The sequence below is a fragment of the Streptomyces aureocirculatus genome (assembly GCF_000720475.1).
Classification (GTDB): domain Bacteria; phylum Actinomycetota; class Actinomycetes; order Streptomycetales; family Streptomycetaceae; genus Streptomyces; species Streptomyces aureocirculatus.
In genome coordinates, this window is record NZ_JOAP01000004.1 from 98,586 (window position 1) to 118,337 (window position 19,752).

The 19,752-nt window shown below is 72.2% G+C and carries 13 protein-coding genes; 9 read left to right on the forward strand and 4 right to left on the reverse strand.

The window, feature by feature from the left end:
• Positions 1-8 precede the first annotated feature (8 nt).
• The 4 genes from IG78_RS0104830 to IG78_RS0104845 are packed head-to-tail and all read left to right on the forward strand — an operon-like array spanning position 9 to position 11,640.
• Positions 9-1,184, forward strand: coding sequence for a Kelch repeat-containing protein (locus tag IG78_RS0104830; RefSeq protein WP_030559957.1), 1,176 nt, complete (start codon positions 9-11; stop codon positions 1,182-1,184).
• A complete protein-coding gene (locus IG78_RS0104835; RefSeq protein ID WP_030560063.1) occupies positions 1,181-4,555 on the forward strand; it encodes a hypothetical protein in 3,375 nt (1,124 codons plus the stop codon). The genes IG78_RS0104830 and IG78_RS0104835 overlap by 4 nt, the downstream gene beginning before the upstream one ends.
• Positions 4,542-9,803, forward strand: a complete 5,262-nt coding sequence (locus tag IG78_RS0104840) for a hypothetical protein (RefSeq protein WP_030559959.1) — start codon at positions 4,542-4,544, stop codon at positions 9,801-9,803. The genes IG78_RS0104835 and IG78_RS0104840 overlap by 14 nt, the downstream gene beginning before the upstream one ends.
• The gene (locus IG78_RS0104845) at positions 9,796-11,640 is read left to right on the forward strand and encodes a hypothetical protein (protein ID WP_030559960.1); all 1,845 of its coding nucleotides are present in this window, start codon (positions 9,796-9,798) and stop codon (positions 11,638-11,640) included. Before IG78_RS0104840 ends, IG78_RS0104845 begins: the two co-directional genes overlap by 8 nt.
• 33 nt (positions 11,641-11,673) lie before the next feature.
• On the opposite strand, the gene IG78_RS0104850 is transcribed toward IG78_RS0104845, so the two are convergent.
• Positions 11,674-12,093, reverse strand: a complete 420-nt coding sequence (locus IG78_RS0104850) for a CBS domain-containing protein (protein ID WP_030559961.1) — start codon at positions 12,091-12,093, stop codon at positions 11,674-11,676.
• A 264-nt stretch (positions 12,094-12,357) separates the two neighbouring features.
• Between IG78_RS0104850 and IG78_RS0104855 the strand changes: the two genes are divergently transcribed.
• Positions 12,358-12,879, forward strand: a complete 522-nt coding sequence (locus IG78_RS0104855; protein ID WP_030559962.1) for a P-loop nucleotide/nucleoside kinase family protein — start codon at positions 12,358-12,360, stop codon at positions 12,877-12,879.
• 134 nt (positions 12,880-13,013) lie between these two features.
• Here IG78_RS0104855 and IG78_RS0104860 read toward each other — a convergent pair whose 3' ends face one another.
• Positions 13,014-15,419 carry an ATP-binding cassette domain-containing protein gene (locus IG78_RS0104860; RefSeq protein ID WP_078964833.1) on the reverse strand — a complete coding sequence of 802 codons (2,406 nt, stop codon included), beginning with the start codon at positions 15,417-15,419 and terminating at the stop codon, positions 13,014-13,016.
• An 80-nt stretch (positions 15,420-15,499) separates the two neighbouring features.
• On the opposite strand from IG78_RS0104860, the gene IG78_RS0104865 reads away from it, so the two are divergent.
• Positions 15,500-16,315, forward strand: coding sequence for a TioE family transcriptional regulator (locus tag IG78_RS0104865; protein WP_063760703.1), 816 nt, complete (start codon positions 15,500-15,502; stop codon positions 16,313-16,315).
• Positions 16,316-16,418: 103 nt separating this feature from the next.
• On the opposite strand, the gene IG78_RS0104870 is transcribed toward IG78_RS0104865, so the two are convergent.
• Entirely contained in the window at positions 16,419-16,868 is a 450-nt protein-coding gene (locus IG78_RS0104870) for a carboxymuconolactone decarboxylase family protein (RefSeq protein WP_030559965.1), read from the reverse strand.
• A gap of 105 nt (positions 16,869-16,973) precedes the next feature.
• Between IG78_RS0104870 and IG78_RS0104875 the strand changes: the two genes are divergently transcribed.
• From IG78_RS0104875 to IG78_RS0104885, 3 genes are all read left to right on the forward strand, one after another.
• Positions 16,974-17,852, forward strand: a complete 879-nt coding sequence (locus IG78_RS0104875; protein ID WP_030559966.1) for a sigma-70 family RNA polymerase sigma factor — start codon at positions 16,974-16,976, stop codon at positions 17,850-17,852.
• A 241-nt stretch (positions 17,853-18,093) separates the two neighbouring features.
• Positions 18,094-18,975 (forward strand): MEDS domain-containing protein, encoded by an 882-nt coding sequence (locus IG78_RS0104880; RefSeq protein ID WP_030559967.1) that lies wholly within the window; start codon positions 18,094-18,096, stop codon positions 18,973-18,975.
• Entirely contained in the window at positions 18,975-19,412 is a 438-nt protein-coding gene (locus IG78_RS0104885) for an ATP-binding protein (protein WP_030559968.1), read from the forward strand. The genes IG78_RS0104880 and IG78_RS0104885 overlap by 1 nt, the downstream gene beginning before the upstream one ends.
• A gap of 123 nt (positions 19,413-19,535) precedes the next feature.
• Here IG78_RS0104885 and IG78_RS0104890 read toward each other — a convergent pair whose 3' ends face one another.
• Positions 19,536-19,739 carry a cold-shock protein gene (locus IG78_RS0104890; RefSeq protein ID WP_030559969.1) on the reverse strand — a complete coding sequence of 68 codons (204 nt, stop codon included), beginning with the start codon at positions 19,737-19,739 and terminating at the stop codon, positions 19,536-19,538.
• Positions 19,740-19,752: the final 13 nt, after the last annotated feature.

Sequence of the window (19,752 nt, forward strand, 5' to 3'; positions counted from 1 at the left end):
TCGACGCGATGACAAGTCCCGCAGTGGCGGCCACCGGAGCGTGGACCAAGGCCGGTGACCTGCCCGCGGCAGCCGCCTGGCACGGACAGGAAGACGGCGCCGTCGTCCTCAAGAGCGGACAGGTCCTGCTGACGGCGGGCGTGGACGCCTCCTCGGCCGCGACCGGCAGGACCGCGGTCTTCGACCCCACGGGCCGCAAGTGGACGGCGGGCCCGCCCCTGACGTTCCCGCGCAGGCTGCACACCGCGACCCTGCTGGACGGCGGCAAGGTCCTCGTCGTCGGCGGCACGAGCGGCGCGAGCCCGCTGTCATCGCCGCTGACGGCCACCGAACTGTACGACCCCGCGGGCCCGTCCGGCCCCGCCTGGAAGACCGTCGGGGACCTGCGTGAGGCGCGCAGCGGCCACAGCGCGGTCCTCCTCGCCGACAAACGCGTCCTGGTGACGGGCGGCACGGGCGCACGCTCCGGCGGCTCGGTGCGGGCGCTCGCCTCGGCGGAGATCTACGACCCGGTGGCCGAGACCTGGTCGGACGCCCCACCGATGACGGACGCCCGCACCGGCCACTGCGCCCTGCGGATCAAGGGCGGTCAGGTCCTCGTCGCAGGCGGGTCCGCGCCGGTCTCCGACGACGGCTCCGCGGCCCTCGCCTTCTGCGAGCTCTACAGCCCGGAGCAGAAGCGCTGGACGCCCACCGGCAGCCTGCCGCGCCCCCGCAGCGGACACCGCGCCGTCCTGGTCTCCGACACCACCGCCCTGGTCATCGGCGGCGCGACGCCCGGTGTCGCGGGAGACGGCACCTTCGACGCGTATCACGCCCTCACCGGCGAGAAATTCGACCTGTCGACCGGAGCCTGGACGCCGATCCCGTCGGCTGCGGGCGGCCGGGGCCTGCACCGGGTGGTCCCGCTCGGCTCGGGGCGGTTCCTCGTCGTGGGCGGCACCGCCGACCAGGACAACGGCGCCGGCTACCAGAGCGCGGTGATCTACGACGACGGGACGCGGAAGTGGGACACGGCCGCGGGCCTCGCCACCGGCCGGTGGGCGTTCGCGGCAGCTCCGCTCGGGACCGGCAAGGTCCTTGTCGCGGGCGGAGTGGTCGCCTCCGGCGTCGCGGGTGGCGATCCGCAGGGCAGCGAACTCACCGCCACCAGCGAGATCTTCACCGCGGAAGGTGTCTCGTGACCGCGAACGCGTACTCGTTCCTGCCGTGGCTGCGCACCGGCATCTCCACGAAGATCACCGGTAGGCCGGGGACCTCCGCGACCCGCGCGTCCATCTCCGTCAAGCTGCTGGTGGCGGGCGACCCGCTCGAGGGCACCCGGCGGCTCGAACGCACCGTGGACCGGCCCGTCCAGCTCTACGGTCCCGGGGACATCGTCGGCATCGACGCGAAGGCCGTCTCCCGCACCGAGCCCCGCCCCTGGGTCACCAACGCCGAACCCAACTACCTGGCCCACATCGAGTTCTACGACGAGGATCTGCCCTGGCGGTACTCCCCCGCGGGCCAGGACCCGGAAACCGGACGGCTGCCGCCCTGGCTCGCCCTGATCGTCCTGGAGGGCCCTGGGCCCGCCAAGGACAGCAGACCGGAGTTCGAGGACGGCACGCTGCCCGGGCGGCCGCTGCCCTACATCACCGTCCTCGACCCGGCCGCGACGCTGCCGGACCCCGCGCACCTGAGCGCCTGGGCCCACGTCCACGTCAACGGCGCCCTCGACGACGCCGTCCTGTCCGAGAACGAGCGGCTGCCCGGCGCCCTGGCCGCCCTTCGCGGTGTCCTGCGCGCCAACCCCGACCTCGCCTGCTCACGCCTGATGTGCCCCCGCAAGCTGCTGCCCGACAAGCCGTACCACGCGTTCCTCGTGCCCGCCTTCGAGACCGGACGGCTCGCCGGTCTCGGCTTCGACCCGATGCTCGCCGCCCGGCCCGAGGCGGGGGCACTGCACTCGAGCTGGGGCCCCGAGTACCCGGGGCGCCCCGCCGCCGGGCAACTCCCCTACTACCACCGCTGGTTCTTCGGCACCGGCCCCGCGGGCGACTTCGAGCACCTGGTCCGGCTGCTGCGCCCGCGCAGGCCCGACCTGAGGGTGGGCCGACGCGACATCGACGTACGCAACGAACCCGGCCCCGCCCTGCCGGGCATCACCACCCCCGCGCAGCTCGGCGGGGTGCTGCGGCTCGGCGGAGCCCTGAAGGTTCCCGGCCGCAAGAGGGATGTCTGGGACAACTGGGATGCCCGGTTCCCGCCGCCGCCCCCTCCGCCCAGCGATCCGCCGCCCACCTATCCGCACGAATTCCAGGAGGCCCTGGCCGCACTGATCAATCTGGCCGACGCCTATCTGGAGACCCCCCCGGCCCAGGCGCACCGGAAGCTGGCCACCCTCGCCGGGTCGCCCGAGGCGCACTACCTCGCGGGCCGCGCCGTCCCGGTCGTCACCCCACCCCTGTACGGGAAGTGGCACGCGCGCACCTCCCGGGTCCTGCGCAGGGCCGACGGGACGCCGGTGCCCGCCCCGGAGAACCAGAACTGGGTGCACCGCCTGAATCTCGACCCCCGCTTCCGGGTCGCGGCCAACTTCGGCACCCAGGTCGTCCAGACGCGCCAGGAGGAGTTCATGGCCGCCGCCTGGCAGCAGGTCGGCGATGTGATCGACGCCAACAACCGCATCCGCGCCGCCCAGTTGGCCCGCGAGGTCGGGCATGTGCTCCACCACAAGCACCTGGATCCGCCGTCGGCGCCCGGGGTCCTGGCCGACGACGGGACGCGCCCGGCCCGCTCACTGCGGCTGACCGCGCCCGCCCTGTCCCGGGTGACCGCCACCGCGCGGGGCGGTGCGCTGCGCGGGGCTTTCGACGGGGCGGGCGACGCCGTCGGGTTCCAGGTCGCCGGGAGCACGATGGCCTCGGCGCCGCTCTCGCCCGAGATGCGGCGCATCACCCGGCCCGGCGCCCGGCTCACCCAGGCCGTGCCCGCCGGCGCGCCCGTCCTGGACGCCCTGCTGACCAAGATGGACCTGCCGACGGGGCCGGTCACCGCCGCCCCGGCCAAGGCCGTACCGGCCGCCGTGGTCACACCGGAGGAACTCGATGGCGTCCTGCGCCCGCCGGGGCCAGGGGCGCGCGCCGGCGCCCCTGCTGCGGGCACCGCGGCCGGAAGTGCGGCGGACGGCTCGGCCGGAAGTGCGCCCGGCACCCCGGTGTCTTCGGCGGACCAGCGCCGGGCGCCGGAACCGGACGGCTCCGTGACGGAACCGGACGACCCCGTCTCGCGGCTGCCCACCAGCAGCGCCTTCGTCATCAGCCTGCCCGGCGAGGGTGTCGTCCCGCCGACGGGCGGCGCCGACAGTGAGGAAGCACTGCGCTTCAAGGAGGCCCTGCGCGACGTCCACCGGGCCTACGACGATGCCGCGGTCGGCGGCCGGACGCCCGCCCGTGAGCGCCTGGACGTCCCCCGCGCCACCGGCGAGGCCCTCGCGGGGCTTGTGGCCGACGCGACAGTGCCGCGTTCGCTGCTGACCTCCGTACGACTGCCCGAGCGGCTCACGCACTTCGCGGACGCGTTCCTGGAGGCGATGGCCCACCCGGTCATCGACCTGCCGATGTTCCAGTCCCTGATCGACATCTCGGTGGACACCTTCGTTCCCAACCTCCATCTGGTGCCGCCCGACAGCATCACGCTCCTGGAGAGCGACCAGGAGTTCATCGAGGCCTTCATGACCGGCCTCAACCACGAGCTCGGCCGGGAACTGCTGTGGCGCGAGTACCCGACCGACCAGCACGGCACGCCCTTCCGGCAGTTCTGGGACCCCCGCCCCGCGCTGTCGCTGCCCGGCGAGAGCGCCGCGGAGCGGCAGGAGCGGCTGTACGACATCGCGCCGATCGCATCCTGGACCGCCGACTCGCCCCTGGGCGCGCACGACAACCGCGACCGGGGCGGCGAACAGCAGGAGGAACTCGTCCTGGTCATCCGCGGCGAGCTCCTGAAGAAGTACCCCACGGCCGTCGTCTACGCCCACAAGGCCGACTGGGCCCGCGACGACGACGGCACCCCGCACCCCGAGCGCGAGCGGGTCCTCGCCCGCGTCGCCGACGAGGAGCACCCGCCCGCCCACCTGGTCAAGCTGCCCCTGTACGAAGCGAAGGTCGAACCGGACATCACCCTGCTCGGCTTCGACCTGACCAAGGAGGCGGCGCGGGGCCACATCCCCACCGAACCCGGCTGGTTCTTCGTCATCAAGGAGCGCCCCGGCGATCCCCGCTTCGGCGCCGACGACGGCGAAGGCACGGCCGTCGAGGTGTGGAACGACCTGTCGTGGAAGGACATCGCCCCGCGCGGGCGCTTCCTCGAACTCGATCCGGCGATCCAGGTGCCGCTCGTGCCCTTCGACGGCTCGGAGGACGACCCGGAGAAGGAGGTGCAGCGCCGTGAGGACATCGCCCTGCCCCTGTGGGACCACAGGCTCAGCTCCGCCGACGTCGCCTACATGCTCTTCCAGGCCCCGGTCCTGATCGCCGCCCACGCACAGGAGATGCTGCACGATGCCCCTGAGTGACGAGTACCCGGTGCTCCTCGGGCCGGTCAGGGTGGAGACCCGCTTCACCGAGACCGAGCTCCTTGTGCGGATCTTTCCCGACGAGTGGTCCATCGACAAGTTCGAACCGCTGCCCAGCCAGGCCGAGTTCGACGCCCTGCGCGCCTACTGGGCGGGGCTGTGGCGGGCGGGTGGCCGCGCGGTTGCCGAGCAGGCGGCCTGGCAGGAGTTCACCGCCCGTGTCCCCGCGGGCCGCGCGGTGTGGCTGGCGGACCAGCACCGGCCGGCCAACCAAGCCGACAGACCCACGGGTGTGCCCGACACCACCACCGTCCTCATCGTCGTCACGCCCACCGCGCTGCCGCCCGCCGACGTCCAGCCCACCGTCGTCCACTGGAGCGCGGTCTGGCGCGCCCACGGCGACCCGGCGAAGCTGCGTGCCGCCGAGGCGGCGCTCCTCGCCGCCGTGGGGGCCGCACGCGCCCGCGCCATCCGCGCCCGCACGCCGGTCGGCGTCGAGAACGCCGCCGACAGCGAGTCGGACGCTGTCCTGGTGGCCGTGCTCGTCCTGCCCGCACCCGCCCGGACGACCCCCGACTCATGGACCACCCCTGCCGTCGCGCACCTGCTGCCCGACCGGTTCACGGTCGTCGGCTACCACGGCAGCGAGCAGGTCCTGACCGTCACCGGAGAGCCCGTCCCCGAGCGCCTCGCCGTCAGCCCCGACCCGAGCTCGAACGACAGGCTGCGCCTCGACGAGGACACCGGTGAACTCACCGTCCCCGCCGACCTGAAGTGGCTCACCGAGTTCGGGGAAGCCGTCCGGATCGGAATGGGCCTGCGGATCCCGCGCACCGGGCCCGCCCACGACGGCTTCGACCGGCTCGTGGTCATCGGCCTGCGCGAACGCACCCCGCAGGCCACGGACACCGCCCGCGAACTCGGCAAGCTGATCACCCGTCAGCTCCACAGTCCTTCCGGCTACGCCCTGCTGCCGCAGGGCACCCCCACCAACAACACCGCGCAGGCCCCCGCGGGCACCGCCCCCCGCGAAGAGGCCGCCGCCGCGCTGCGCGCCCGCTCGGCGGCCCGCTCCCTGGCCGCGGCCGGGGACTGGACGGCCAAGTCCGACGGCCAGTGGTTCGCCGAACTCCTCGGCCTCGACCCGGGCGTGCTCACCGGCATGCCGCACGCGGACGGCACCGACCAGAGCGACGCGCGCGCCGCCGACACCGCCCTGTGGCCCGCCACCTGGGGCAGTTACCTGGCCACCACCCTCCACCCCGTCCTCACCCCGCAAGCCGTCGAGCAGATCCGGGAGTTCTTCCTGCGCCACGTGTCGGGGCGGGGCCCGGTGCCCGCCGTGCGGATCGGCCGCCAGCCGTACGGTGTCCTGCCCACCACCGCCTTCTCCCGTCTGACCTGGCCCGAGAACGCCACGCACCGGCGCGCCCTCGCCAAGGTGCTCGACGCCGTCCAGGAGGACTGGCGCGAGGCCGCCGCCAAGGTCGCACACGTGCTGCCGCCCGCTGAAGCTCCCCCGGGACACGACCCCCACCAGCGGCTCCTGGACATCCTCGCCCTGCATCCGACGTCCGCCGAGTACCACCAGCGGTACGCCCGGAGCGTGCCGGACATCTACAACCGGGAGAATCTCGGCGCCACCGGGCCCGCCGTCCTCGCCGCCCTTGAGGAGCAGTTGCGCATGCCGCAGCCGATCCGCGCGCTCCTCGCCCGCCTCGGCTACCCGGCCGCCCCGCCCGCGGTCCCCGATCCCGACCTGGTCAGGCGCCTGTTCACCGGCGCGCAGCACCCGCTGCTCGGCCCGCTGGTGGACGACCGGCCGCTGTCGGAGACCGAGCCCGTGCGCGCGTACACGGCGGCTCCCGAATCGTGGAACTACCTGCGCTGGCTGGAGCGGCACGGCCGCCGGAACCTGGACACCGTACGCCTGGAGAACGGGTTCGACGGGGGCCGTGCGCCCGCCGCGCTGCTGTATCTGCTGCTGCGGCACGCGGTGCTGCTCAACTGGGAGGAGGCCGGGCACCGGCTCGCCGCGGCGGCGGGCAGGCCCGTACCGTCACCCGCCGACCCGCTCTTCATCCACGTACGCACCCAGCGCGCCGGCGAGCCGCACCCGCCGCCCAGCGAGAGCCGCTACCGGCAGTTGTACGCCCCCGACCCCGAGCTCACGCACAACCCCGACCCGTCCTTCCTGCTGCACCAGCACATCCCGGCCGTCCTGGACTCCAGCCCCGCCACCGCCCGCCTCAAGGAGCAGCTCGACGCCGTCGCGCACCTCGCGGAGCTGCCGACCGCCCGCCTCGAACGGCTCGTCGCCGAGCACCTGGACTGCGCGACCTACCGCCTCGACGCCTGGCGCCTCGGGCTCGCCAACGAAAGGCTCTCCCAACTCCGTTACGGCGCCGACGGCACCGCTCCGCCCAAGCAGGGCGTCCACATCGGGGCGTACGGCTGGCTCGAACAGGTCCGCCCCCGGCGCCGCCCCGCCACCGAAGTCCGCCTCGGCGCCGAGCTGACGAAGGTCCTTGACACCCCTACCGTCCCGCACGAGACGAGCAACGGCGGCTACATCCACACGCCGTCCCCGGCCCACGCCCGCACGGCCGCAGTGCTGCGCGCCGGGTACCTCGCCAACGGGTCCCGGCGCGACCCGGACGCCTTCGCGGTCAACCTCAGCTCCGAGCGGGTGCGGGCGGCGCTGTCCCTGCTCGACGGGCTGCGCCAGGGCCAGTCGCTGGGCGCGCTGCTCGGCTACCGGTTCGAGCGGGGGCTGCACGAGGGGCACCCCCGGTATCCCGACGTCGAGCTGGACAAGTTCCTTCCCGCCCTGCGGGCCGCGTTCCCGCTGCGGGCGCGGAAGCTGTCGCACGTCCTGGAGGAGCCGGACGGCACCGAGGACGTGGTGGAGGCCCGCAACGTCGTCGACGGCCTCGCCCTCGTGCGCCGCGCCACCCGCCCGCCCATGGCCGCCACCTGGCCGTTCGGCGCACGGAACATGCCCGCCGCGACCGTGGACGAGGCGAACGCCATGAACGAGGAGCTGAGGAAGCTCCTCGCCCTCCACGACGCCCTCGGTGACCTGGCCGTCGCCGAAGGCACCCACCAGGCGCTCCTCGGCAACCCCGAGCGCGCCTCGGCCACCCTGGACGCGTACGCCAAGGAGGGGTTCCCGCCCGACCCCGCGGTGGTGCAGACCCCGCGCGGCGGCACCACGCTCACCCACCGGTTCGCCCTGAGCCTCTCCCCCGGCCTGAACCCCGGGCTCACCGACAGCCCCCGCGCCCGGGCCGAGCCCGCCGTCGAGGACTGGCTGCCCGCGCTGCTGCCCGCCGCGCAGGACGTGGTCGCCCTCGTCACCTGGACCGACCCGGTCAGCAAGCGGCCGCGGGAGCGGGTCGTCAGCCAGCGCGACGCCGACCTCTCGTCCATCGATCTGCTGTGGGCGCTGCGCCCGGCGGGTGAGGCCGCGATGAGCGACCTCGACGACCGGATCGTGGGCGTGGTCGTGGACCGGGACCAGCCGCGCCCGGACGCCGAGCTGACCATCCGTTACACCGTACGCGTCGACGACAAGGTCACCTTCTTCGAGCTGTCGCCGCTGGTCGACGCCCTGCGCACGCTCCTGACCACGTCACGGCCGCTGCGTCCCACCGACCTCGTGCCGGCCGCGGGCGGCACGGCCGTGGACCGCCGCGCCGACGAGGCCGTGACGATCGCCAAGGACCGGCCGCTCGCCGTACGGGACACACTGAGCGAGCTCGGCGAGGATGTCGCCGCCTTCCTGGAGGACCTCGCTCCGCTCTACCCGCCCGAGCCCGCGCCGCCCCGCCGCGCCGACGTGCTCGACAGGATCGACGCCTTCCTCACCGCGTACGCCGGTCTTGTCACCAGGGCGGGCGCCTTCGGCATGCTCCGCAGCGGATGGGGCGAGCTGACCCAGTGGCGGCGCGCGGTGTTCACCGATGTGCTCGCCGCCGTCGCCGAGACCGCGGCCCGGATGCGGCGCGCACTCGTCGAGGCCGAGGGGTTCATCGGCCGCCATGACGCACTGCCGCACTCCGCCCCGGACGAAGAGCGCTTCACCCTGCTCGAACAGGCCGAACGGCTGCTCACCACCGCGCCGACAAGTCCCCGGCCGCAGCACCCCGCCCTGCTGCGTGCCACCGTCGGGCAGCGCCACTCGTCGTTCGACAGCCGGCTGCGTTCTCTCGAAGGAGTGGCGGACACCGGGCGTGCCACGCTCAGCGGGCTGCTCGCCCAGGTCCGCGCGCTGCTGCCGCTGAGCGCATTCGACGCCCTCGGTCTCGACCCGGCCCCGTTCGAGGACCGCGTCGTCGTCCAGGGCCGTGAACTGCTCACCCGGGCCACGTCACTGGACACCGACATCGCCTGCCGCGTGCAGCACGCCGATGCCGCGCTGACTTCGTACGACTCGGCGGTCACCGGGCCCGACCGGGTGCAGTGCGCCCGGGACGCGCTCACGGCGATGCTCGGCGACGACGTGCTCGTGGTGCCGGAGTTCACGGCGTCGACGGCACTGGCCGCCGAGTGGAAGAAGGCCCGCGACGACAGTGCCCGCCTGGTCCGGCACCTCACCGCGGACTTCGACCGGGACTTTCCGGTGGACGACTGGGTGCACGGCGTCGCCCGGGTACGGGACAAGCCGCGGCTGTGGGAGAAGGCGATTCACCTCGGCGACGCGCTGCAGAGTTCCGGCAGCCCCTTCGGCGTACTCACCGACTGGGAGGAGCCCCAGCTCACCCCCGTACAGTTCCCGTACCGCAGGGACGACGCCTGGCTGGCCATGGAGTTCCGGCGCGGGACCGAGATCGACGAGGACAAGCTGCTCTTCACCGCGCACTACGCCGACGGGCCGCTGCCCCTGTCCGCCCAGCGGTGCGGGCTGCTCCTCGACGAGTGGACCGAGGTGATCCCCGCCGAGCGCGAGACCACCGGCATCGCCGTGCACTACGACGGACCCGACGCCGAGGCACCGCAGGCCCTGCTCCTCGTCGTACCGCCCGTGAAACGCCCCGGCGGCTGGGACACCGGTGACCTGCTCGCCGCCGTCAACGAGACGTACGACCTCGCCAGGCTCCGCGCCGTGGAACCGGGACACCTCGACGACACGGCGTACGCGCACCTCCTCCCGGCGACGGTGCTCTCCGCGACACGGCAGCCCATCACCCTCTCCACCGACCTGGCCGTGTCCAATCTGCGCTGGAAGGCCGAGGCCCATGACTGAGCCGCGCATCGAGAACCTCCGTGCGGCCCTCGACGGCCGCGAGGCGCCGACGGTGGGTCTGTGGAACCGCCTCGAAGGACGGCCCCGCACCACCGACTTCGCGCGGGCGCTGCGGGTGGAGGTGCGCGACGCGCTGTGGATGCTCACACGGCAGTGGCAGCTCGGCGAGTTCCGCGGCACCGACGCCGGCTCACCGGTCACCGCGGCCTACTCCGTCGACGCCACCACCCCGAGCCGGTTCCGCCCCGCCGGGGGCTTCGCCGAACCCCTGCCGGGCGACCGGCCCCTGGAGGCGGTCGCCGAGCGGCGCGTCCTGCCCTTCGCGCTGGGCGACGACCGGATCTCCTTCGACCTGCGGCTCGCCATCGGCCGCCGCTGGCTGAAGCTGCTCGACACCGACCATCTGCTCGGTGTGCTCGTGCGGCGGAAATTCGTCGACCGCTGGCCGATCGCGCTGCCCGACCCCGAGGCGGACGCCGACACCCCGCGTGTGGCGCACCCCGAGGTGTGGGCGGCGATGCAGGCGGTGGCGGGCCGCCGTATGGACGGGTACGAGTTCTACCGCCACCTCAAGGAGGGCAGGCCCGCCCACGAGGGCATCCCGGACCTCGTGGGAGCGCAGCGTGACGCCTTGGTCCCGCTCGCGGCCCGCCTTGTCATCTGGTTCGACCGGCAGTTCATCGAGCAGCCGTCCCAGGGCGAGGAGCAGCACGTGGTCAACTCAGCCTGGGACCCGGCCCGGCTCGAACACCGCTTCTCGGTGGCGGCCGCCGTGCCGGGGGCGGGTGAGAAGGTGCTCACCGCGCAGGAGTACCCCGGGGGCACCCTGGACTGGCACGCGTTCTCCCTGGACCCGGACACCGTCGTCGGCGGCACCGCACCCACGGCGGCCGCCTTCCACCGGACGGTCTTCCCGGCGCCGGTGCGGTTCTCGGGGATGCCGCTCGCGCGGTGGTGGGCGGTGGAGGACGGCCGGACCAACTTCGCCGCGGTCTCGCCCGACAGCACCGACCTGGCCCGCCTCGTCTTCCTGGAGTTCGCGCTGGTCTACAGCAACGACTGGTACCAACTGCCGTGCGACCTGCCCGCCGGGACGTTCGCCACGATCCGCGGCCTGGTGATCACGGATGTGTTCGGCGAGAAGCAGTGGATCGCTCCGGCCGGGACGGGCAGCGACCAGGACTGGCAGCGCTGGTCCATGTTCACGCTCGACACCATCGGCGAGGACGACGTCCCCGCGGACACCGGTCTGCTCCTGCCACCGAGCGTCCCCAAGGTCGCGGTCGGACCGGTACTCGAGGAGGTCGCCCTCCTGCGCGACGAGAGCGCCAACATGGTGTGGGGCGTCGAGGAGACCGTGCGGACGGCGACGGGCGACTCCCGGCGCGGCGGGGAGATCTCCGCCGAGGCGCGCGCCCATCTGCTGCGCCTGCATCCGCCCACCCCACCGGCCGATCCCGTGGCGGCGGTGGCGTACCGGGCCATGAACTCCGTGCCTGAGCACTGGATCCCGTTCATCCCCGTGCACGTACCGCCCAAGCAGCGGGCGGTCCGGCTCCAGCGCGCCGCCATGCCGAGCGTCATCGACGGCGAGCCGGTCCTGCCGCGCACCGCGCTGCTCCGCGAGGGCCTGGACGACGATCAGCAGTATTACGTGCACGAGGAGGAGGTCCCCCTGACCGGCACCCGCGTCGACGTCGCCTACAACCGCACGCGCTGGCGCGACGGCCGGGTCTCGGTCTGGCTCAGCGCCCGGCGCGGCACGGGCCGTGGGGAGGGTTCGAGCGGGCTCGCCTTCGACTTCCTCAAGGACACGGGCAAACGCCCGGGGGCGTGAGCGGGCCCACCCGGCGTCACATCGCCGGATGTCTCAGTCGTTGGGGTCGGCGGCGCTGATCCGGCCGAGAGCGGACTCGGGATCGCGTTCGACCGCCAGATCTCCCAGGGCGACGATCCCGACCGGTTTCCCGTTGTCCACGACCGGCAGCCGCCGCAGCGCCTTGGCCCGCATGAGGCGCAGCGCCTCGTCGACGTGGTCGTCGGGGGCGACGGTGACCGGTTCACCACTACAGGCCTCCACCACCGTACGGCGGGACACGTCGCCGCCGTCGGCGAGGATGCGCACGGTCAGGTCCCGGTCGGTGACCAGGCCCCGCAGCCTGCCGTCCTCGGTCACCAGGACCGCGCCGATGCCCTCGTCGCGCATCGCCGTGGCGACTTGGTGCACCGGGGTGTCGGGCTCCACCGCGGTGGGGTGGCCGGTCATGACGTCCCGTACCTGCCGAGCCATCTGTCCTCCTTGTCGTACCGCACGTGGCCCACGTGCCGCTCGTGCCGCGCGTGGACCTGCGGACCGGGTGGTCCGCATGGTGCGAGTACCACGGGTGCGGGCCGCTCACCCAGGTGATCCGGAATTTGTTCGCCAGGCCCCCACCATCGGAGTAACCCGGTAGGCCCCCACCATCGGAGAACCCGGTGCCGGTCCTGCGCCGTTCCCGTTCCGTGACGTGATCGGCACCGTCCTGCGGCCCGCACCGCACTAGCGTCGGACCTCATGATCGTATGGCTCAACGGTACCCACGGCGCGGGCAAGACGACGACCAGTGCACTCGTGCAGGGGCTGATCCCGGATTCACGGGTGTTCGACGCCGAGAAGGTCGGCGAGACACTCATGGACATCACCCCGGGGCTGCCCTGGACGGGCAACTTCCAGCACTGGCCGCCGTGGCGGCCGCTCGTCGTCGAGACAGCACGCCACGTGCTCGACTACACGGGGGGCACCCTGGTGATGCCCATGACGGTCCTGGTCGAGCAGTACTGGCGCGAGATCAGCGCGGGCCTCGCCGACCACGGCATCCCGGTGCGGCACTTCGTCCTCCACGCCGACCAGGACACCCTCCGCGGACGTATCGAGAAAGACACCGTCCTCGGCCCGTCCGCCTTCCGGCTCGAGTACCTCGAGCCCTACGCCGAGGCGGCCCGCACCTGGCTGCACAGCGAGGCCGAGGTCGTCGACACCACGCACCTCACGCCCACGCAGGCCGCCCTGGAGATCGCGGAGGCGCTCAAGAGGTAGCGGAAGCCGCGGCTGGCTCCGAAGGCGGCGTCGAGTCCGCGCGGCGAACGACGACGTCCCGGCCCACTCGATCGAAACCGCCTGCCCCGCAAAGAGCGGCTGGGCGCGTTCAGGTGTGTGGCCGCCGGGCGACGTCAGGCTCCGACGTACCGGGCGAGATGCTCACCCGTCAGCGTGGAGCGAGCGGCGACGAGGTCGGCGGGGGTGCCCTCGAACACGACCTTGCCGCCGTCGTGACCGGCGCCGGGGCCGAGGTCGATGATCCAGTCGGCGTGGGCCATCACCGCCTGGTGGTGCTCCACGACGACGACCGACTTGCCGGCGTCCACGAGCCGGTCGAGCAGGGCGAGCAGTTGCTCGACATCGGCCAGGTGCAGACCGCTGGTCGGCTCGTCGAGGATGTAGACGCTGCCCGAGCCCGCCATGTGCCCGGCGAGCTTGAGGCGTTGCCGCTCGCCGCCCGAGAGGGTGGTGAGCGGCTGGCCCAGGCTGAGGTAGCCGAGGCCGACTTCGGCGAGGCGGTCGAGGACGGCGCACGCGCTCGGCGTACGCGCGGGGCCGGTGCGGAAGAACTCGGCGGCCTCGGCGACGGGCATCGCGAACACCTCGCTGATGTTCCGGCCGCCGAGCCGGTGTTCGAGCACCTCCGCCTGGAACCGTTTCCCCGCGCAGTCCTCGCAGGTGGTGGCAGCCCCGGCCATGATCGCCAGGTCGGTGTAAAGAACTCCGGCGCCCTTGCAGGCGGGGCAGGCGCCCTCGGAGTTGGGGCTGAAGAGGGCCGGCTTGACGCCGTTGGCCTTGGCGAACGTCTTGCGGATGGCGTCGAGCATGCCGGTGCAGGTGGCCGGGTTGCTGCGCCGGGAGCCCCTGATGGGTGACTGATCCACCGTGACCACGCCGTCCCGGCCTGCCACCGAGCCCTGGATCAGGGAACTCTTGCCGGAGCCCGCGACGCCGGTGACGACGGTGAGGACGCCGAGCGGGATGTCGACGTCGATGTCGCGCAGGTTGTGCGCGTTCGCGCCGCGCACCTGAAGGGCACCGGAGGGCCGCCGCACCGACGGCTTCACGCGGGCCCGGTCGTCCAGGTGCCGCCCGGTGAGGGTGCCGCACGCGCGCAGGTCTTCGACGGTGCCCTCGAAGACGACCTCGCCGCCCTCCGTACCCGCGCCCGGTCCGAGGTCGACGACGTGGTCGGCGATCAGGATCGTCTCCGGCTTGTGCTCCACGACGAGCACCGTGTTGCCCTTGTCACGCAGGCGCAGGAGCAGGTCGTTCATGCGCCGGATGTCGTGCGGGTGCAGGCCCACCGTGGGCTCGTCGAAGACGTAGGTGACGTCCGTGAGCGCGGAGCCGAGGTGGCGGACCGTCTTGGTGCGCTGCGCCTCCCCTCCCGAGAGCGTGCTCGACGACCGGTCGAGCGAGAGGTAGCCGAGGCCCATCTCGACGAAGGCGTCGAGGGTCCCGAGGAGGACGGAGACCAGCGAGCGCACCGACGGGTCGGTCAGGCCGCGGACCCAGGTGGCCAGGTCGCTGATCTGCATGGCGCAGGCGTCGGCGATGCTGACGCCGTCGATCTTCGCGGACCGGGTGGTCTCGCTCAGCCGGGTGCCGTGGCACTCGGGGCAGGCGGCGAACGTCACCGCCTGCTCCACGAAGGCGCGGATGTGCGGCTGAAGCGTTTCCCTGTCCTTGGTCAGGAAGGACCTCCGTACCCGTGCGAGCAGGCCCTCGTAGGTGGTGTTGATGCCCCTCACCTTGACCTTGACGGGGTCCCGGTGCAGGAAGTCGTGCGTCTCCCGGTCGCTGTAGTCGCGGATCGGCTTGGCGGGGTCGAGGAAGCCCGACTCGGTGAAGGACCGCACGACCCAGCCGTCGGCCTTCCAGCCGGGCACGGTGATCGCGCCCCCGGCAAGGGACTTGGAGTCGTCGAAGAGCTGGGCGGGGTCGATGTCGGAGACGGTGCCCATGCCCTCGCAGCGCAGGCACATGCCGCCGACGACGCTGAACCCCTTCTCGATCCTCTTGCCGTTCACCACAAGGACGCCCGTAGCGTCGGCGGAGGCGACGTTGAAGGCGAACGCCTTCTGCGTGCCGATGTAGGGCTTGGCGAGCCTGCTGAAGAGGATGCGGAGGAGCGCCCCGGCGTCGGTCGCGGTGCCGACGGTGGAGCGGGCGTGGGCGCCCATCGGCTGCTGGTCGACCAGGATCGCGGTGGTCAGGCCTTCGAGCACCTCGACCTCGGGGCGGGCCAGGCTGGGCATGAAGCCCTGGATGAAGGCGCTGTACGTCTCATTGATCAGCCGCTGTGACTCGGCGGCGATCGTGTCGAACACCAGGGAAGTCTTGCCCGAGCCCGAAACTCCGGTGAACACCGTGAGCTGATGCTTCGGGATGTCGACGCTGACGTCCTTGAGATTGTTCTCGCGCGCCCCCCGCACCCGGATCAGGCCATGGCCCGCGACGGCACGCGGCGCGGGCGTCAGAGTGTCTTGAACTTCCCGTTCTTCAACTTCCCGTTCTTCAACTTCCCGGTTCATACCGCTCAACCGTATACCTGCAAACACGGTTGAGACTTTTTACGCGAGGGCAGAGCATCGCTGGGATAAAGTCTCAAACCATGAAGTACCTGCGTCCGTTCGATCTGGCCCGCGAGCACGGCATTTCGACCCAGGCCGTCCGCAACTACGAGCGGGACGGATTCATCCCGGCAGCCGGACGGACGCCCTCCGGCTACCGGACCTACACCGAGACCCATGCGACGGCCCTGCGCGCCTATCTGGCCCTCGTCGCGGCGCACGGGTACGCCATCGGGGGTCAGATCATGCGGGCGCTCAACACCGGTGAACTCGACGCCGCGCTGACGGCCGTCGACCGCGGCCACGCCCAACTGCTGCGCGACCGCGGGACGCTGGACGCGGTGGGGCAGGCCGTGGCGGATCTGACCTCCGGCACCGGAGCCGCCGAGCACGAGCCGTCCGACGGTGCGGCGCTCGACGGTGCGCCGCTCAGCGTCGGCGAACTCGCCCGGCGCCTCGGCGTCACCGCGGCGACCCTGCGCAACTGGGAGGCGGCGGGCATCCTCGCCCCGGCCAGGGAGCCGGTCACCGGACACCGCTCGTACGGCGCCCAGGACGTCCGCGACGCCGAACTGACCCATCTGCTCAGGCGCGGCGGCTACCCGCTGGAGCACATCCGCACGGTGGTCCTGCAGATCCGCACGGCCGGCGGCACGCAGGCCCTGTCCGCGGCCCTCGACGACTGGCGGCGACGGCTCACCGCCCGCGGCGTCGCGATGCTCGACGCGGCCGCCAGGCTCTCCGGGTACCTGGCCCTCGTGGACGTCGCGGACAGGACAACGCCCGCTCGTTCACGGCCGACGGCTGCTTCCGCACCGGTGACCTCGTCCGGCGTGGCCCGGACGGCGACATCGTGATCGTGGACCGTGATCGGCGTGGCGGACACCGTCCTCGGGGAACGGACGTACGCGTTGGTCGTCCGCTCGGCCTCCTGACGTCCAAGGGGGCCGCCCGCCAGGCTCACCAGGTCTTGCCGGCCTGCTCACGCAGCGTGCGATTGATCCGGTTGAAGAAGTTGGTCGTCGCGATCTCCAGGATGATCGTGCCCAGCTCCTTCTCGGTGAAGTGGTCGGCGGCGGCGTCCCAGATGTCATCGGTCACACCCGGGGCGCCGTCCTGGATCCGGGTGGCGGCCTCGGTCAGGGCGAGTGCTGCCCGTTCCTGATCCGTGTAGAAGGGCGTATCACGCCACGCCACCACGTTGTGCAGCCGCTCCGCTGTCTCACCGGCCTTCCTCGCCGCCTCGTTCGAGGCGAAGACGCAGGGGCTGCACCCGTTGATCTGGCTGGTACGCAGATGGATCAGCGCGAGCAACTGCGGGTCGAGGCCCCCTTTGTGAATCGCCTTGTAGAGGTGCTGGATCGCGGTGGTTACATCGGGATCGGCCGGGCTGGTCATACGTGCTTCCATCGGTGCTGCTCCTTCATCGGTCCGTCACCGGTCCGTAGTCGGTTACCTTCGCGCTTCCGAGCGCGTCATCACCCATGACGGAGCAGAGCCGAGGAAGGTAACAACATGCCCGAGAGCAGTACGAAGGACCCGCTGGCCGAGGCGTTCGAGATCGAGCGCGACCGGCTGCGCGCGGTCGCCCACCGCATGCTCGGCTCGCACGCCGACGCCGAGGACGTGGTCCAGGAGGCCTGGCTGCGTCTCTCCCGTCAGAACGCGGCGACCATTCACAACCTCGGCGGCTGGCTGACCACGGTGGTGGGCCGGATCAGCCTCGATCTCCTGCGCTCGCGCCAGGCACGCCCGGAGGCGTCCTACGACGACCGTCTGTCCGAGTTCGTGGTGACGCTCGACGACGGCCCTGTTCCCGAGGACGACGCGGTGCTCGCCGACTCGGTCGGGCTCGCGCTGCTCGTCGTCCTGGAGTCGCTCGGGCCGGGCGAGCGGCTGGCGTTCGTGCTGCACGATCTGTTCGCGGTGCCGTTCGACGAGATCGGCAAGATCCTCGGCAAGTCCACCGCGGCCGCCAAGATGCTCGCCAGCCGTGCCCGTAGGAAAGTGCAGGCGCACAGGCACCCGAACGGCACCGGGCGGGGGCAGCGAGAGGTCGTCCAGGCCTTCCTGACGGCGGCTCGACGCGGCGACTTCGAAGAGTTGCTGCGGGTACTCGACCCCGAGGTGGAACTGACCGTCGACACCCCCTCCGGTGTCGTGGTCACCCTCGGCGCCACCAAGGTCGCAACCGGCGCGCAACTGTCCGCCGACGCGGCCGCACAGGGGCGGACGGTGATCGTCAACGGCCGGCCAGGAGTCGTCTCCTGGCGCGAGGACGGCTCCCCGCTCTCGGTCCTCGCGTTCACCGTCGCCGACGGCCGGATCACCGGTATCACCGTCGTGATCGACCCGGCGAAACTCGTACGGATGAGCCTGCCGGAACCAGTGTGAGCTTCGAACCTCTACGGCGGGTCCGTATATGACTTCGACGGCGCCCGTTGCCTTGCCGGACAGAACCTCACAGAACCCCAAAGAGCTCGGGCACTTTCGTGCCTGCCCGGTCATTCCCGGTCTGCGCGCGGAGTCGGCCGGGTTCCGTTCTCCGGCAGGCGCCCCAAGGCCCTGGGCGGACCGCTAACGTGGGCCTGCGGACGGCCGCCGGGCCTTGGCCGCCGGGCCTTGGAGGTAAGTGATGGCCGCTGCCGAGGATGCGGCGTCTACCGGGACGATCCCGGTGCAGCAACTCCGGGCGGGCGACCATGCCTTTGCCGGTTACGGAGATGACGACGCGGGCCGCGACGTGGTGGCCGCGTTCGTCTGGGCGGGGCTCGCCAACCGCGAGAAGGTGATGGTCTTCGCCGCCCCGCGGCTGACCGAGGCCGAGGTGTGGAGCCGCCTCGACGCCCCGGGACCGCTGCTCGGTGCCGCCCGCGACCGCGGCCAGCTCGTGGTCAGCAGCATGCGCGCCCTCATCCACCCCGCCCGCAGCTTCACACCCCAGCGGCAGTGGCAGCGCATCGAGGAGGAAACCGACCGCGCGCTCGCGGAAGGCTACCGGGGCCTGCGCACGTACATCGACATGCACTGGGTCGGCGACCTCGACGCCGACATCGCGGTGATGATGTACCGCGAGTCCCATGCCGAGCATCTGTTCACCGATCGCCCTTACACCGAGATCTGCGCGTACGACAGCCGCTGGTTCTCCCCCGAGGTGCTCGCCGCCATGCACCGGGCGCACCCGTGCCGCCTGCTTCCGCACCTCGGAGCCCTGCACGCGGAACACACGGCAGCCATGGTGCGGCTCGCGGGCGAGGCGGACATCGCCACCCGGGAGGAGTTCATCGCCGCCGTACGCGAGGGGCTGGCGCGCAGCGCCGAGGCCCGACGGCTGACGGTGGACCTGTCCCAGCTCAGCTTCCTCAGCGCCGCCTGCGCCGTGGACCTGCTGCGGCTCGCCGCGTCAGCCGCACACGACCGGATCGAGGTTCGCTGCCGCTCGGCGGTGGCACGCATACTCCGTCAAGCAGACGCCGGTCACGTCCCCAACCTGTTCATCAGCGAGGTGAGCCGCTGATGACGGCGCCCACCCCGGACGAACCGCCTGCCTCCCGCGTCCTCATCGACTGTCCCTTCGTCCAGACCGACCTGCCCCGGCTGCGGGTGCTCGTCGACCGGTACGCGGACCGCGAGGGTCTGCCCGCACCACGCCGCGGCGACTTCATCGTGGCCGTCGACGCCGTGGCCAGCAACGCCATCGAGCACGCGGGCGGCACCGGGACACTGATCCTGCAACGGGCCGACGGCCATCTGGCCTGCCACATCCACGACTCCGGGCCCGGCTTCACCACGGACGTCGTTCCCCCGCCGGCTCCCGGGAACGGCGATCTCTCCGCGGGGCGCGGACTGTGGATCGCCTCCCTCATCACCGATCATCTCAGCATCACCAGTGACACCAACGGCAGCGTCGTCTCCCTCACCATGCGATTGCCCCACCGATCTGACCCGGTCTGAGCAGATCTGACCAGGTGTGAGCCGAGCCGCGCCGGACGTCACCCGACACGCGCACAGGGACAGTCGCGCCGAGGCCCCGGAGCGAGATCCGCTCCGGGGCCCGACGATCACCTGGCCGCGTGGTCAGCTAGGGGTGATGTTCTCCGCCTGCGGGCCCTTCTGGCCCTGCGTGATGTCGAAAGTCACCGCCTGGCCCTCCTGCAGCTCGCGATAGCCGGTGCTGTTGATGTTCGAGTAGTGCGCGAAGACGTCCGGACCCCCGCCGTCCTGCTGGATGAAGCCGAAGCCCTTTTCGGAGTTGAACCACTTCACGATTCCGCTGGCCACGCTGGTACCTCTC